Origin of the sequence: Neorhizobium phenanthreniclasticum (assembly GCF_040066075.1) — a bacterium.
Lineage (GTDB): Bacteria > Pseudomonadota > Alphaproteobacteria > Rhizobiales > Rhizobiaceae > Neorhizobium > Neorhizobium petrolearium.
Window position 1 is genome coordinate 17,054 of record NZ_JBEAAL010000029.1, and the last position, 12,737, is coordinate 29,790.

The window sequence follows — 12,737 nt, forward strand, 5'->3', positions numbered from 1 at the left end:
CCTCCTCACCAGACAATCGGATGGGTTTCGCCGGTGGCGACATTGACAAGGCCTTGCGGCACGTCGTCGGAAGGCGCCACCAGTACCCAGCGCCAGGGCGCGCAGGTAAGCGTGGCGAAGGCCAGCCGCTCGGGAAAGCCTGCCCACCAACGCGGCGACGACGAGGGCTCGAACATCCAGTCGATCTTGTCGCCCTCGGCATAAAGACGCTGCATGTCGGCGTCCAGGTCTTCCGCCGAACGGGACGACATCAGCCCGGCCACTTCGTAGCGCACCGTAGCGACGACCTTGTTGTCCCGCACGAGAGCCCAGCCGCCGCCGATTTCCGCAAGCGCATTGACGGCCATCGCCATGGCCTCGTCGGAGGAGCCGACGCACCAGACATTGTGCTTGTCATGGGCGAGGGAACTTGCTAGCGCGCAATCGGGCGTGCGCGGCCCGGTTCCTGCCCAGAACATTTTCGACAGCGACTTCTTGCCGGAAAAGCGGTCGACGATGGCGAACTTGGTGATGTTTCGGCCCGTATCGCGCTGAACCCTCCCCTCTTCCACCGGCAGTTCGTAGGTGAGGAAACTGTCTTCCCAATGGAAGGGCCGCAATACGGCCGCCATCATCGTGGTACGGCCGGCGGGAGCCTCGATCGCGAAATCCGCGGCCGTGAGCTCGCCACCGATCTGCACCGTATTGCGTGCCCATTCCGGCCAGTCGATCTGTGGCACATCGAGGATGTAACGCTTGCCCTCGGAGACCTGCCTGCCGTCGGCCCAGACTTCGGCGATCTCGAAGTTCTCGAGGTCCGAGAGCAGCACGATATCAGCGAAGCGACCGGGAGCGATCGAACCGACCCAGGGGGTCAGGCGCATGTGCCGTGCCGGGTTGATGGTGACACACTGGATGGCGATTTCCGGTGCAAGGCCGGACTGGATGGCGAGGCGGACATTGTAGTCGGTCGCGCCCTTCTGCAGGGTTTCGGAAGCGCTGCGGTCGTCGGTTGCAAAGGCGATCTGCGACCAGTCGGAAAGGCCGCGTTGAAGCAGGCCCTTGATGACGTCGGGCATCGAATGCGGACGAAGTTCCATGAAGAGTCCATGGGAGAGCTTGTCCCAGAACTCCTCGGCGGTCCATGCTTCATGGTCGGAGGCGAGACCGGCGGCCGCGAAAGCGTTGATGGTCGGCAAGTCCCTCAGTCCGGCGGCATGGCCCTCGACCACGCCGCGCGCCTCGAACGTTGCCTCGATCATGCCCCACAGCCGCGCATGCGATGCGTTCTCGGGATTCCACACGGCCGGCCAGTCCATGACCTCATCCAACCCGGCGACCATCAGGCTGTCTTTCAGGAAAGCCTTTTGTTCATCATAGCCGAACCAGCCGCCGCCATGTTCATAGGCTGTCGGCGGCACTGCCGAGCCGGGCAGAGGAAAGATCTTGAGCGGCGAGCCGTGCTGGCGCGCAGCCATCCAGAATTCGAGTGTGCGGGAGCCGCGCACATTGGAAAATTCGTGGCTTGCCTCGCATGTCCACGTATTGCCGCGCGGCATGACCAGGGCCGCCTCCCATTCGGGCGTCAGGTGCGAGCTTTCGATATGCTTGTGCACTTCGCCGAGCCCTGGGATGGCCATCAGCGACGGCCGGTCCACGATGGCATCGGCGGTTCCCGGCCAGGAACCGGCCGGGCCGACATAGGCAATGCGATCGCCCTTGATGACGATTTCCTGGTTCTCGGCCCAGGTGCGGGTTGCCGTATCGAGCAGCCTGCCGACGCGCAGGATGCGATCGGCGGGGGCCTTGCCGAGGGCGACGAGCGTCAGCTTCTGGCGGATAAGGACTTCGGATTTCGCGTTTATCATTTTGCTTCCAGGCTTTCCGTCGGCTTCGGTGCCGAACCGGCAAAACAGATGGAGAGGATGCGGCCGGGTTTCGGGCCGACCGCATAGAAACCGTGATCCATCGCCGCGTCGAAATAGGCGGAATCGCCGGCTGCGAGCACAACGGGCGCATAAGGATTCATCTCGAAAACGACATCGCCTTCTAGCACATAAACGAATTCCTCGCCGGAATGGGCGCTCCTGACGCTCGGACTGTCGTCGTCACGCGGCTGGATATCGATGACCATGGGCTGCAGCGACTTGGCAGCAAGATCGGTCGCCAGCATTTCGTAAAGCCCCATCTCGCTGCCGAAATGCTTGCCCCTGCCCGCGCGCGTGATGGCGCGGGCGGCGCCGGAAAAGCGCCCCTGCGGCGGCTCTCCGCCGAGCAGGTCGGCAAAATCGATGTCGAGGCCGGAGGCGAGCCGAGTGAGCACGCTGTAGGCGGGACGGCTCTGGCCGTTTTCGATCTTGGACAGCGTCGAGATGGAGACGCCGGTTCGCCTGGAAACCTCGGACAGCGTCCAGCTGTTCGCCTTCCTGAGGTCCGACAGAATACGCGCGACGGCGGCTGCATCGTCGGTTGTCGGCGCCGCATGTTGTCCTGGATCATTCATTCCGGGTTCCTCCCTCCCGTTTTCAAGTCTCGTTCTCTGCGCCCGCAATCGGCCCCCTGGTTTCGACGATCAGGCGATAATGGTCCGGCTCGCGATGGCGTGCGAAATCGAAGATCGTCTTGCGGTAGAGCGTTGCCATATCGAGATGGCACTTTGCCACGACAACTTCATCCTCCGTGGAAGTCGCCATCGCCGCGATCTGGCCGGACGGTGCGACAATCATCGACTGGCCGATCAGGTTCGAGCCCTCCTCCAGTCCCGCCTTGGCCGTGGCGACCACCCAGGTCGAGTTCTGGTAGGCGCCCGCCTGCAGGGACAACTGGTTGTGGAACAGCGTCAGGCTGTCGAAATCGAAATTGCCGGTATGGTCATCGGGCGTATTGTAGCCGACCAGGATCATCTCGGCACCTTTCAGCGCCATCACCCGGTAGGTCTCGGGCCAGCGCCGGTCGTTGCAGATGCACATGCCGATCGTCGCGCCCATGGTTTTCCAGACGCGGAAGCCGTAATTGCCGGGCTCGAAATAGTATTTTTCAAGATGCTGGGCTTGAAGGTCCGGCTGCGGCCTGTCCCAGCCCGGCAAATGGACCTTGCGATACTTGCCGACGATCGCACCGGCCCGGTCGACGAGGATGGCAGTATTGTAGCGACGGGTCCTGCCCTCTTCGACGGCAAGCTCCGCGTAGCCGAGATAGAAGCCCACTTGCAAGCGTTTCGCCTCCTCGAAGAGCGGCAGCGTTTCCGGTCCGGGCATTTCGCGCTCGAAGAAGGCATCGATCTCGGCGGAATCGGTCAGATGCCAGCGGGGAAAGAAGGTCGTCAGCGTCAGTTCGGGAAAGACCACCAGTTCGGCGCCGCGGGCCGCCGCTTCCTGCAAAAGCGCGATCAACCGCGCGACGACCTGTTTACGGCTGTCCTGTCTTGCGATCGGCCCCATCTGCGCGGCCGCGACCACCATCGAGCGTGCCATGGTCAGTTCTCCTCGTACGGCAGGATGCAGCAATGTTCGAAATTCAGCCTCAGACCAACGGCGCTGTCCTGCCCGTGGTCGTGGGCAAGTGGCGCGTTGGCGGTGAGTACGCCCATCGCGGTATCAACCTTGTACTGGTAGGCGCGGCCGAGATAGGAACGCGTATGCGTCTTGCCCGGGATCGTTTCCGGCCCCATGGAAACGATTTCCAGCCCTTCCGGCCGGGCGCCGACCAGGAAGCGATCGGGGAGCGGACCGGTCATACCCTGCGATAGCGCCAGGCGCGTGCCGCCGACCGTCTCCACGGTGACTGCGTCACCGTTGCGGGCGATCACGGTCATGGGCAGCAGATTGTCGAAGCCGACGAAACGCGCCACGAAGGCATTGACCGGGCGGGTGTAGAGGACTTCCGGCGTGTCGAGCTGGACGATCCGGCCGGCATGCATGATTGCCACGCGGTCGGAGATCGAAAAGGCCTCTTCCTGGTCATGGGTGACGTAGATCGCGGTGCGGCGGTTGGCGCGCTGCAATTCGCGGATCTCGACGCGCATGTCGATCCGAAGCTTGGCATCGAGGTTGGAGAGCGGCTCGTCGAACATCAGAAGCGGTGGGTCGATCGCCAGTGCCCGAGCGAGCGCCACGCGCTGACGCTGGCCGCCTGATAACGCGGCCGGCAAGCGGTCGGCATAGTCGGCAAGGCCGACGCGAGCGAGCATGGCCTTGACGCGAGCCTCGCGCTCGGCGACCGGCACCTTGCGCTGCTTGAGCCCGAAACCGACATTGTCCGCGACCGTAAGATGCGGAAACAGAGCATAGTTCTGGAAGACGATGCCGGCATCCCGCTTGTGGGGAGGAAGGCCGGTGACGTCGCGCCCGGCGACGGTGATGGCGCCGCTGGTCGGCTGGATGAAGCCGGCGAGCAGCCTCAGCGTCGTCGTCTTGCCGCAGCCGCTGGCGCCGAGCAGCGAGACCAGTTCGCCTTCGCCGACGGAAAGGTTCAGTCCGTGCAGGACCTGGGTGCGGCCATAATGGGCAACGACATTATCCAATGTAACGGCGTGATCGGCCATTTCGGCTCCTATTTGATGGTCTGGGACAGCCCGAGGCTGCGCTCGATCAGGATCATGACGATGGTGGTGACCGCCATCAGAAGCACCGAAACCGCGCTGACCGTCGGGTCGAAGAACTGCTCGACATAGGTGAAGACCTCGATCGGCAGCGTCGAAATTCCAGGCCCCGTCAGGAACAGTGCCACCGCCATGTCGTTCAGCGAGGTGATGAAGGCGAGCACCACGCCGGCAATCATGCCGGAGCGGATATTGGGCAGCACGATCGTCCAGAAGGCGCGCACCGGATGCATGCCGAGGCTGACGGCCGCCTCCTTGATCGAGAAGTCGAAGCTTGCAAGGCTCGCGCCGATGACCCGCACCATATAGGGCAGGCAGAGGATTGCATGGCCGAGGATGAGTGACGGCATGACCGGAAGCTCGAATAGCACGATCAGGGTTTTCAAAAGCGAAAAGCCGAAGACGATTTCCGGGATGAAGAAGGGCAGGAAGAAGACCGAGCCGTACCAGGCCGGGATCGTGGTGCGGTAGCGGGCGAGCGCATAGGCCGCCGCAAGACCGAGCATCAGCGCCAGCAGCGTACCGCCCGCCGCGACCTGCATGGAGATGGCGAAGGTCGACAGAAAACTGTCCTGGGCGAAGACGTTTTCGAACCAGCGCAGCGTCAGTCCTTTCGGCGGAAAGGCGAGATAGGTGGTGTCGCTGACCGAGGTGCCGAGCACGATTACCACGGGGCCGATGAGGAACAGCATCACCAGCCAGCCGGCGAGGTGCATCAGCGGGTGGAGCTTGCGGCGGTTCATTGCGCAACCCTCGCGGATGTGGCGCGCCGGACGAGCCAGCCCATCAGGAAAACGCAGAGAATGGTGACGGCCATCATGATCGCGGCGATGGTATTGGCCGCCTCCCAGTCGAAGGAAATCATGGCCTTCTGGTAAAGGAGCGTCGCCAGCGTCATCTGCTGCTCGCCGCCGAGAAGCCGCGGCGTGACGAAGGTCGCGAGGCTGCCGGTGAAAACGAGCACGGAGCCGACGATCATGCCCGGCACCGCCAGCGGCAGCGTGACCTGGCGGAAGACGCCGAAAGGGCTGGCGCCAAGGGATTCGGCGGCGAGATAAAGGTCGTCCTCGATTGTTTCGAGTACGCCGACAAGCGACAGGATCATCAGCGGCGTGAAGAGATAGGCGAGGCCCACGATCACCGCACCCTGCGTGAAAAGCAGGCTGAGAGGCTGGTCGATCAGGCCAAGCTGTATGAGCGCGGTATTGACGATGCCGTTGCGGCCGAGGATCGCCATCCAGGAAAAGGAGCGCACGACGACACCGGTCAGAAGCGGGAAGACCGAGACGATCAGCAGCACCCGCTTCAGGCCCGGGCGGGAATTGGCGATCATGTAGGCGCCGAAGAAGCCGGCGACGAGCGACACGGCAGTTGCCTGGAGCGCGATCCAGAAACTGCGGATCAGAACGGCGCGGTTATAGCTGCTGGAAAAGAAGAGCCGGTAATTCTCCCAGATCCCCTTCGGATTGCCGAAGCTCTCCATCAGCGTGCCGGCGACGGGAAGAACGAGCAGCAGCAGCAGTGCCAGGGACGCCGGCAGAACCAGCGCCCATGGCCCGATGGCGCCAAGACGCCGGGTGATTGACGGACTGTGTGACAAATTACTGCCCGAACACCGTGTTCCAGCGGCTTTCCCAGTCGGCATTGACCGTGAGCAGCTTCTCATACGGATTGGTCTGCATGCTCGTGACCGCCTTTTCGCCATAAACCAGTCGCGAGGCCTGTTCGGGCGTCAGTTCGACATTCTTGTTGACGGGGCCCTGGCCGCCACCGAGGGCAATCGAGGAGATCTGCTGGATGTCCTTGCTGAGCTGCCAGTCGATGAACTTCAGCGCCAGCTCCTTGTTCTTCGAATTGGCCGGAATGTTGATCGTGTTCATCATGGCGAAGTCGCCTTCCTTCAGCTCGGCCCAGCCGATATTCGCATTGGCGGCCTTGATCGCCGGGAAGGCATAGTCCTGAGCGAGTCCGATAAAGGCCTCGCCGGTGGAGAGCAGGTTGGTGAGCTCCGAACCGGAGCTGAAGGTCTTGACGATGTTCGGCTTCAGCTCCGCCATCTTCTTGAAGGCTGCATCAGGGTCGTTGAAGGCATCGGTGCCAGCGCATTTCGCGGCCATCATGACGACAGACGGGCCGCCCGTCGTGTTGAAGCCAGGCATGGCGATCGCGCCCTTGAAATCCGGCCGCCACAGGTCGCACCAGGATGTGATCGGTGTAGCGGTGCGCGTCTTGTCGTAGACAATGCCATAGCGGCCAAAGGTGACAGCCGGGCCGTAATCGCCCTGCGGGTGCTTGGCGGCGTCGTAGAGTTCATCGAAGTTCGCGAGTTTGGAGGCGTCGATCTTGTCGAAGGCCCCCTGGTCGATGCCGATCTGGGAGAATTTGTCGGTCAGGTAGATGATATCGACACCGCCGCGGATGCGGGCCTTGTTCAGGCGCTCCGGTGCCCCGCCCGTCTCGATGACGATCTTGACATTGTTGGCCTTTTCGAAAGGCTCGTAGACCTTCGGAACGAGGAAATCATTGGCATAGCCCCAGTCCGAGATGACGAGCTTCTCCTGCGCGTTGGCGAAAACCGGCAGCGCGATGCCCGTCACAAATGCGGCCATACGCATCAAGGAAACCATCGGTGACATTTATCTCAACCCCTCTGCGTTATCGGTTTGGAAAATAATTTTCGATTTGGAAAATCATACATGGAGTGATTTTTTATACAAGCCCCATGTCAGCCCAAAATATAGGCAGTTTTGCCGGCATGGTCAGATGACTAGTCAATGCAGTGACCCAGCCCGTCGATCAAAGCGGTGGATATTTGCCGAAACCTCCGGCACAAGGGGACCTGGAACCGCCAGACACAAGAGATGCCGCGCATATGAGCACCAAACCTTACGATCCTGTCGAGGACGGCGCGGAAATGTCCTTCCGCGAACAGATGTCCTATTCCGACTATCTGCACCTCGGGGAAGTGCTCAATGCGCAGAAGCCGATTTCCGGGGCGCATGACGAACTGCTCTTCATCATCCAGCACCAGACTTCGGAGCTGTGGATGAAGCTTGCAATCCACGAGATCACGTCGGCAATCGCCGCGATCCGCGGCGACGATCCTCAGCCGGCCTTCAAGATGCTCACGCGTGTCGCCCGCATCTTCGAACAGCTCAATAATGCCTGGGACGTGCTGCGCACCATGACGCCCAGCGAATACACCGAATTCCGCGCTTCGCTCGGTAAATCCTCTGGTTTCCAGTCCTATCAGTATCGCGCGATCGAATTCCTGGCCGGCAACCGCAACCTTGCAATGCTCGGTCCGCATTCGCACCGGCCGGAAATCATCGCCATGCTGGAAGGCATCCTCGCACAGCCAAGCCTTTATGACGAAGCGCTGATGCTGCTTGCCCGGCGCGGTTTCGATATCGGCGAGGATGGGGCTCGCACGGACTGGCGCATGACGCGCGGCGAGAACCAGAAGGTGCTGGAGGCCTGGAGGGTGGTCTACAGCGCTCCCGGCCGATATTGGGAACTCTACGAGCTTGCGGAAAAGCTCGTCGACTTCGAGGATTATTTCCGCCGATGGCGCTTCAACCACGTCACCACGGTCGAGCGTGTGATCGGTTTCAAGCGCGGGACGGGCGGCACATCCGGCACCCACTATCTGAAGAAGATGCTGGAGGTGGAGCTTTTCCCCGAACTCTGGCGGGTGCGTACCGTTTTGTAACCGAGGGTCGCCTCAGGCGGCTTCCCTCCTCTTGCCTCATAACCGGCGTGGAAGGCGGCGCGCCGGTGTTCAGTTCAGGGCGAGGTCGAAAACGTGGTGATGAATGCGGCCGTCGAACATTTCGAGCAGGCCCTTGGTCACTTCCCGGCTTTCATAGCGCACCGGGGATTCGAGCGCGGTAGCGAGCGCCTCGCGGCTGTCATACATGGTGGATAGCACCATGGGATAGGACGGCGCTCCTTCGTCCCGCTCGATATTGTAGAGCACGCGAACCTCCCTCACGCCGGGAAAGGAAAGCCACAGCGGCATCAGCCTATCGGCGACGTAGGCCTTGAACTCTTCTTCCTTGCCGGCATGGATCGTGCCTTCAAAAAAGGCCTGTCGGATGATCATCGTATGTCTCCGGCTCAGTTCACGGTGGTCGGCGGCTTTTCGCCGGCGAAGTGGGCAGCGATATTGGCAAGCACGAGATTGCCCATGGCGACCCGCGTCTCATAGGTTGCGCTGCCCTGATGCGGCATCAGCACGGTATTCGGGGCTGTGAAGAAGTCTTCGCGAATACGCGGTTCATTGAGGTAGACGTCGAGACCGGCGGCGGCAATCGTGCCATCGTTCAGCGCTGCGAGCAGCGCGTCCTCGTCGACAACGCTGCCGCGCGCGATATTGATCAGAATACCCTTCGGTCCCAAAGCCTTCAGGACCTCGGCATTGACAATGTTCTGGGTCTCGTCATTCGCCGCGACGATGACGCAGAGCACGTCGCTGTCTTCCGCCAGCGCCACCGGCGAGGCGCAGGATTTCCAGGTCGTGTCAGTGACGGCTGAGCGGTTCCAGTAGCGCACGTCCATGCCGAAGGCTTCGGCGCGGCGGCCGAAGGCCTTGCCGATCTGGCCGAGGCCGAGAATGCCGACCCGCTTGCCTTTCGGGCTTGTGCCAAGCGGGAAAGCCTCCTTGCCCCACTTTCCCTCGCGCACGAAGGCGTCACCCCTGGCAATATGGCGCAGCACGCCGAGCATCAGCGCGATGCCCAGATCGGCGACATCGTCGGTCAGCACGCCGGGCGTCGTGGTCACGTCGATATTGCGGCTGCGGGCAAATTTCAGATCGACCTTGTCGGTTCCGACGCCGTTGATGGCGATGACGCCGAGCGAAGGCAGCTTCTCGATCCAATCGTTGGAAAGTCCGGTGCCGCCGCCGGTCGCGACCGCGCGGATCTTCGGCAGTGCCGCTTCCAGCGCCGCCTTCTGTGCCGGATCGTACATCCGGTGCACCGTGTAGGCCGCGTCGAGCTGATCCTCGATGAATTGCATCATCGGTTCTACGAGCAGGATATCTGGTTTCACGTCCGGAACTCCGTATCTTGAATGGCTGCGGCTCAGGAAATCTGGCCGAGGAAGGTCTTGAGACGCTCGTTCTTCGGGTTGCCGAAGAACTCGTCCGGCGTGCCCATTTCGAGGATTTCGCCGCGGTCCATGAAGATCACCCGGTCGGCGACCTGGCGGGCGAAACCCATCTCGTGCGTGACGCAGAGCATGGTCATGCCCTCTTTCGCGAGGTCGATCATCGTGTCGAGCACTTCCTTGACCATTTCCGGGTCGAGCGCGGAGGTGGGCTCATCGAAGAGCATGATCTTTGGGTTCATGCAGAGCGCGCGGGCGATCGCCACACGCTGCTGCTGGCCGCCGGAAAGCTGGGCCGGATATTTCTCCGCCTGCTCCGGAATATGCACCCGTTCCAGGTATTTGCGGGCGGTCTTTTCCGCATCCGCGCGGGAAATGCCGCGCACCTTCATCGGCGCCAGCGTGCAGTTTTCCAGGACCGTCATATGGGGAAAAAGATTGAACTGCTGGAAGACCATGCCGGTCTCCTGCCGAACGATATCGACATTCTTTCCGCCGGCGGTGAGATCGTGACCGTCCACGACAATCCGGCCCTTCTGGATCGTCTCGAGCTGATTGATGCAGCGGATGAGGGTCGACTTGCCGGAACCGGACGGGCCGCAGATGACGATCCGTTCACCCCGGTTGACCGAAAGCTCGATATCCTTCAGCGCGTGGAAGCCGCCATACCACTTGTTGACGCCTTCCATGCTCACAGCCAGATCGGAAGCTCCCCGCCTGGCCGCGGCCGATGCGTTTGCTGTAACCTCATTCATGCGAGGAACTCCCTTCAATCCCTACTTTTTACTTCTTGGCGTTGGCGACGAAATCCGGCAGCGGCGTGCCGAGCCATTTCTCATGAATCTTGCTGAGTTCGCCATCGGCCTTGACCTTGTCGATGAAGGTGTTGACAGCCGTCAACAGCTCAGCCGAGCCCTTGCGCACCGCAATGCCCTGCACCTGCTGGCTGAGCTGAAGCTTCTGTTCGAAACGGCCCGGAGCGGCAGCCTCGATCTGAGCGGCGACGACGTTCGATACACCGATCAACTCCACCTGACCGGACAGCAGGGCCTGCACGGCGCTGGCGTCGTCATCGAAACGCTGGATCTTGGCATCCTTTGGCGCGATCTTCGTCACCCCTGTATCCTGCGTCGAGGCGCGGGCAACACCGATCGTCTTGCCGGAAAGGTCCTCCGGTTTGGAAACGGCAGTGTCCTTGGCTCCGAAGACGCCGATCGAGATACCGGCATAGGGTTCGGAGAAATCGACGCTCTTGGCGCGCTCCTCGGTGATGCCGAGCGAGGCGACGAGCAGGTCGACCTGGTTGCTCTGCAGGTAGGGGATGCGGTTCGGGCCGGTGACCGGAACGATCTGCAGCTTCACGCCCCATTCCTTGGCGAGCAGTTTGGCGACGTCGGCGTCATAACCGTCCGGCTCGTTGCTGGTGTTCATGATGCCGAAGGGCGGGAAGTCGACCAGCATGCCGATCTTGATCGTTCCTGCAGCCTTGATGCTTTCGACGGTTTGCGCCGCGGCCGTCGAAGCCATCGCGCCCACCATCAGGCCTGCACCGATCGCGGCCACTACCATGCGTCTGGAAATGTTCATTTTTCCTACCCTTTCTGTTATGCCGGCTTCCTCCCTCCGGCTTGGGTCCCGTCAGCGTGTCGTCGCCCGGGAAAATCTGGTTTCCATGCGCCGCGCGAGCACCGAAAGCGGCCAGCACAGCACGAAATAGACCGCGGCGACCGTCCCGAAAACGAGGAACGGACTGAAGGTCGCGTTGTTGATGATCTGACCCTGGCGGGTGAGCTCGGTAAAGCCGATGATCGCCGCAAGCGATGTGCCCTTGATGAGCTGCACCAGGAAGCCGACCGTGGGCGCCACTGCGATGCGGGAAGCCTGCGGCAGGATGATGTAGCGCATGCGGTTGTAGTAGCGTAGGCCCAACGCCGTCGCCGCTTCCCGTTGTCCGGGCGGCACTGCCTCGATGCAGCCGCGCCAGATTTCGCCCAGAAATGCACTCGCATGCAGCGTGAAGGCGATTGCAGCGGCAACCCAAGGGTTGATGCCGAGGCCAAAGATATTGAGCCCGAAGAAGACCAGGAAAAGCTGCATCAGCAGCGGCGTGCCCTGGAAGACGCGGATGAAGCCCGTTGCGACGAGACGCGGCCATTTGGAATCGGAGACACGCACCAGTGCGATAACGAGGCCGCCGATTCCGCCGCCGGCAAAGGCGATCGCCGAGAGCGCGATCGTCCATTGCGCCGCGATGACGATGATCCAGAATTCGTTCCAGCCGAAAGGTCTGATCAGCATATCCTACCCCTACCGGCTCAACGGATATTTGAAGGCGGCCTTCTCGATCGCCGAAAAGATCGCAGAGAAACCGACGGACATGGCGAGATAGATCAGCGTGACGACGATATAGACCTCGAAGCTCGCGAAGGTCGCCGATTGCAGGTCGTTGCCGGCGGCTGCGAGGTCGTCCGCCGAGATTGCCGAAACGACGCTGGAGGTCAGCATCAGGTAGATGAACTGGCTGGTCAGCGCGGGATAGACGGTGCGCAGCGCCGGCTTCATGATGATGTAGCGGAAGATCTGCAGCTTGGAGAGACCGAGTGCCGTGCCCGCCTCAACCTGCCCTTTCTGGATCGATTCAATGCCGGCTCGAATGATCTCGGTGCCGTAGGCGCCGAAATTGACGACAAGCGCCAGAAGCGCCGCGCTGTTCGGCGTCAGGCGCAGGCCGAGCGATGGCAGGCCGAAGAAGATAAAGAAGATCTGCACGAGGAAGGGCGTGTTGCGGATGACCTCGATATAGGCATCGATCAGCCAGCGCAGCGGCGCAATCCCGGAAGTCTTGCCGGCCGCACACAGAACCGAGACGATCAGGCCGAGAATCATCGCCGCGCAGGAGAGCTGGATCGTCAGCCAGGCGCCGAGCAAGAGCTGATCGAAGCCCACGAACACGGGCTCGAAGTTGAAATTGTACAACTTGGGACCTCCCCAATCATTGTCGAACGGGCTCCGCTCCTCTGTGGCGCACGCTCATTTAGATCGATCT

General features: G+C 61.7%; 14 protein-coding genes. 1 reads left to right on the top strand and 13 read right to left on the bottom strand.

The genetic code is table 11. The annotated features are described in order from the left end of the window. Nucleotides 1-5: 5 nt before the first annotated feature. The 7 genes from ABK249_RS27365 to ABK249_RS27395 are packed head-to-tail and all read right to left on the bottom strand — an operon-like array spanning nt 6 to nt 7,215. Nucleotides 6-1,847 carry an adenine deaminase gene (locus ABK249_RS27365; RefSeq protein WP_348864606.1) on the bottom strand — a complete coding sequence of 614 codons (1,842 nt, stop codon included), beginning with the start codon at nt 1,845-1,847 and terminating at the stop codon, nt 6-8. Further along, nucleotides 1,844-2,482, bottom strand: a complete 639-nt coding sequence (locus ABK249_RS27370) for a helix-turn-helix domain-containing protein (RefSeq protein ID WP_348864607.1) — start codon at nt 2,480-2,482, stop codon at nt 1,844-1,846. Before ABK249_RS27370 ends, ABK249_RS27365 begins: the two co-directional genes overlap by 4 nt. A 22-nt stretch (nt 2,483-2,504) precedes the next feature. Next, nucleotides 2,505-3,452, bottom strand: coding sequence for an N-carbamoyl-D-amino-acid hydrolase (locus tag ABK249_RS27375; RefSeq protein ID WP_348864608.1), 948 nt, complete (start codon nt 3,450-3,452; stop codon nt 2,505-2,507). Nucleotides 3,453-3,454: 2 nt separating this feature from the next. Continuing rightward, entirely contained in the window at nt 3,455-4,522 is a 1,068-nt protein-coding gene (locus tag ABK249_RS27380) for an ABC transporter ATP-binding protein (RefSeq protein WP_227705798.1), read from the bottom strand. A gap of 8 nt (nt 4,523-4,530) precedes the next feature. Beyond that, nucleotides 4,531-5,322, bottom strand: coding sequence for an ABC transporter permease (locus tag ABK249_RS27385; RefSeq protein ID WP_227705797.1), 792 nt, complete (start codon nt 5,320-5,322; stop codon nt 4,531-4,533). Then, nucleotides 5,319-6,179, bottom strand: a complete 861-nt coding sequence (locus ABK249_RS27390) for an ABC transporter permease (protein WP_227705796.1) — start codon at nt 6,177-6,179, stop codon at nt 5,319-5,321. The genes ABK249_RS27385 and ABK249_RS27390 overlap by 4 nt, the downstream gene beginning before the upstream one ends. Before the next feature lies 1 nt (nt 6,180). Beyond that, nucleotides 6,181-7,215: an ABC transporter substrate-binding protein gene (locus tag ABK249_RS27395; protein ID WP_348864609.1), complete on the bottom strand. Its 1,035-nt coding sequence runs from the start codon at nt 7,213-7,215 to the stop codon at nt 6,181-6,183. Nucleotides 7,216-7,451: 236 nt separating this feature from the next. On the opposite strand from ABK249_RS27395, the gene kynA reads away from it, so the two are divergent. After that, nucleotides 7,452-8,291: a tryptophan 2,3-dioxygenase gene (gene kynA / locus ABK249_RS27400; protein WP_037145443.1), complete on the top strand. Its 840-nt coding sequence runs from the start codon at nt 7,452-7,454 to the stop codon at nt 8,289-8,291. A 69-nt stretch (nt 8,292-8,360) separates the two neighbouring features. On the opposite strand, the gene ABK249_RS27405 is transcribed toward kynA, so the two are convergent. From ABK249_RS27405 to ABK249_RS27430, 6 genes are all read right to left on the bottom strand, one after another. Next, nucleotides 8,361-8,684: a hypothetical protein gene (locus ABK249_RS27405; RefSeq protein ID WP_227705794.1), complete on the bottom strand. Its 324-nt coding sequence runs from the start codon at nt 8,682-8,684 to the stop codon at nt 8,361-8,363. A 14-nt stretch (nt 8,685-8,698) separates the two neighbouring features. Next, complete coding sequence (locus tag ABK249_RS27410) at nt 8,699-9,604, bottom strand: 2-hydroxyacid dehydrogenase (protein ID WP_227705897.1); 906 nt, start codon at nt 9,602-9,604, stop codon at nt 8,699-8,701. A 62-nt stretch (nt 9,605-9,666) separates the two neighbouring features. After that, on the bottom strand, nt 9,667-10,446 hold the full coding sequence (locus ABK249_RS27415) for an amino acid ABC transporter ATP-binding protein (protein WP_348864611.1): 780 nt from the start codon (nt 10,444-10,446) through the stop codon (nt 9,667-9,669). A 28-nt stretch (nt 10,447-10,474) separates the two neighbouring features. Beyond that, on the bottom strand, nt 10,475-11,278 hold the full coding sequence (locus ABK249_RS27420) for a transporter substrate-binding domain-containing protein (protein WP_348864612.1): 804 nt from the start codon (nt 11,276-11,278) through the stop codon (nt 10,475-10,477). A 51-nt stretch (nt 11,279-11,329) separates the two neighbouring features. After that, nucleotides 11,330-11,986, bottom strand: coding sequence for an amino acid ABC transporter permease (locus tag ABK249_RS27425; RefSeq protein WP_081952674.1), 657 nt, complete (start codon nt 11,984-11,986; stop codon nt 11,330-11,332). A 12-nt stretch (nt 11,987-11,998) separates the two neighbouring features. Continuing rightward, nucleotides 11,999-12,667, bottom strand: a complete 669-nt coding sequence (locus ABK249_RS27430) for an amino acid ABC transporter permease (protein WP_227705792.1) — start codon at nt 12,665-12,667, stop codon at nt 11,999-12,001. Nucleotides 12,668-12,737: the final 70 nt, after the last annotated feature.

Coding starts and splice junctions, on each gene's coding strand:
- ABK249_RS27420 (WP_348864612.1), bottom strand. CDS start 11,278: ATGAACATTTCCAGACGCATGGTAGTGGCCGCGATCGGTGCAGGCCTG.
- ABK249_RS27380 (WP_227705798.1), bottom strand. CDS start 4,522: ATGGCCGATCACGCCGTTACATTGGATAATGTCGTTGCCCATTATGGC.
- ABK249_RS27410 (WP_227705897.1), bottom strand. CDS start 9,604: ATGATGCAATTCATCGAGGATCAGCTCGACGCGGCCTACACGGTGCAC.
- ABK249_RS27395 (WP_348864609.1), bottom strand. CDS start 7,215: ATGTCACCGATGGTTTCCTTGATGCGTATGGCCGCATTTGTGACGGGC.
- kynA (WP_037145443.1), top strand. CDS start 7,452: ATGAGCACCAAACCTTACGATCCTGTCGAGGACGGCGCGGAAATGTCC.
- ABK249_RS27385 (WP_227705797.1), bottom strand. CDS start 5,322: ATGAACCGCCGCAAGCTCCACCCGCTGATGCACCTCGCCGGCTGGCTG.
- ABK249_RS27375 (WP_348864608.1), bottom strand. CDS start 3,452: ATGGCACGCTCGATGGTGGTCGCGGCCGCGCAGATGGGGCCGATCGCA.
- ABK249_RS27365 (WP_348864606.1), bottom strand. CDS start 1,847: ATGATAAACGCGAAATCCGAAGTCCTTATCCGCCAGAAGCTGACGCTC.
- ABK249_RS27415 (WP_348864611.1), bottom strand. CDS start 10,446: ATGAATGAGGTTACAGCAAACGCATCGGCCGCGGCCAGGCGGGGAGCT.
- ABK249_RS27370 (WP_348864607.1), bottom strand. CDS start 2,482: ATGAATGATCCAGGACAACATGCGGCGCCGACAACCGACGATGCAGCC.
- ABK249_RS27405 (WP_227705794.1), bottom strand. CDS start 8,684: ATGATCATCCGACAGGCCTTTTTTGAAGGCACGATCCATGCCGGCAAG.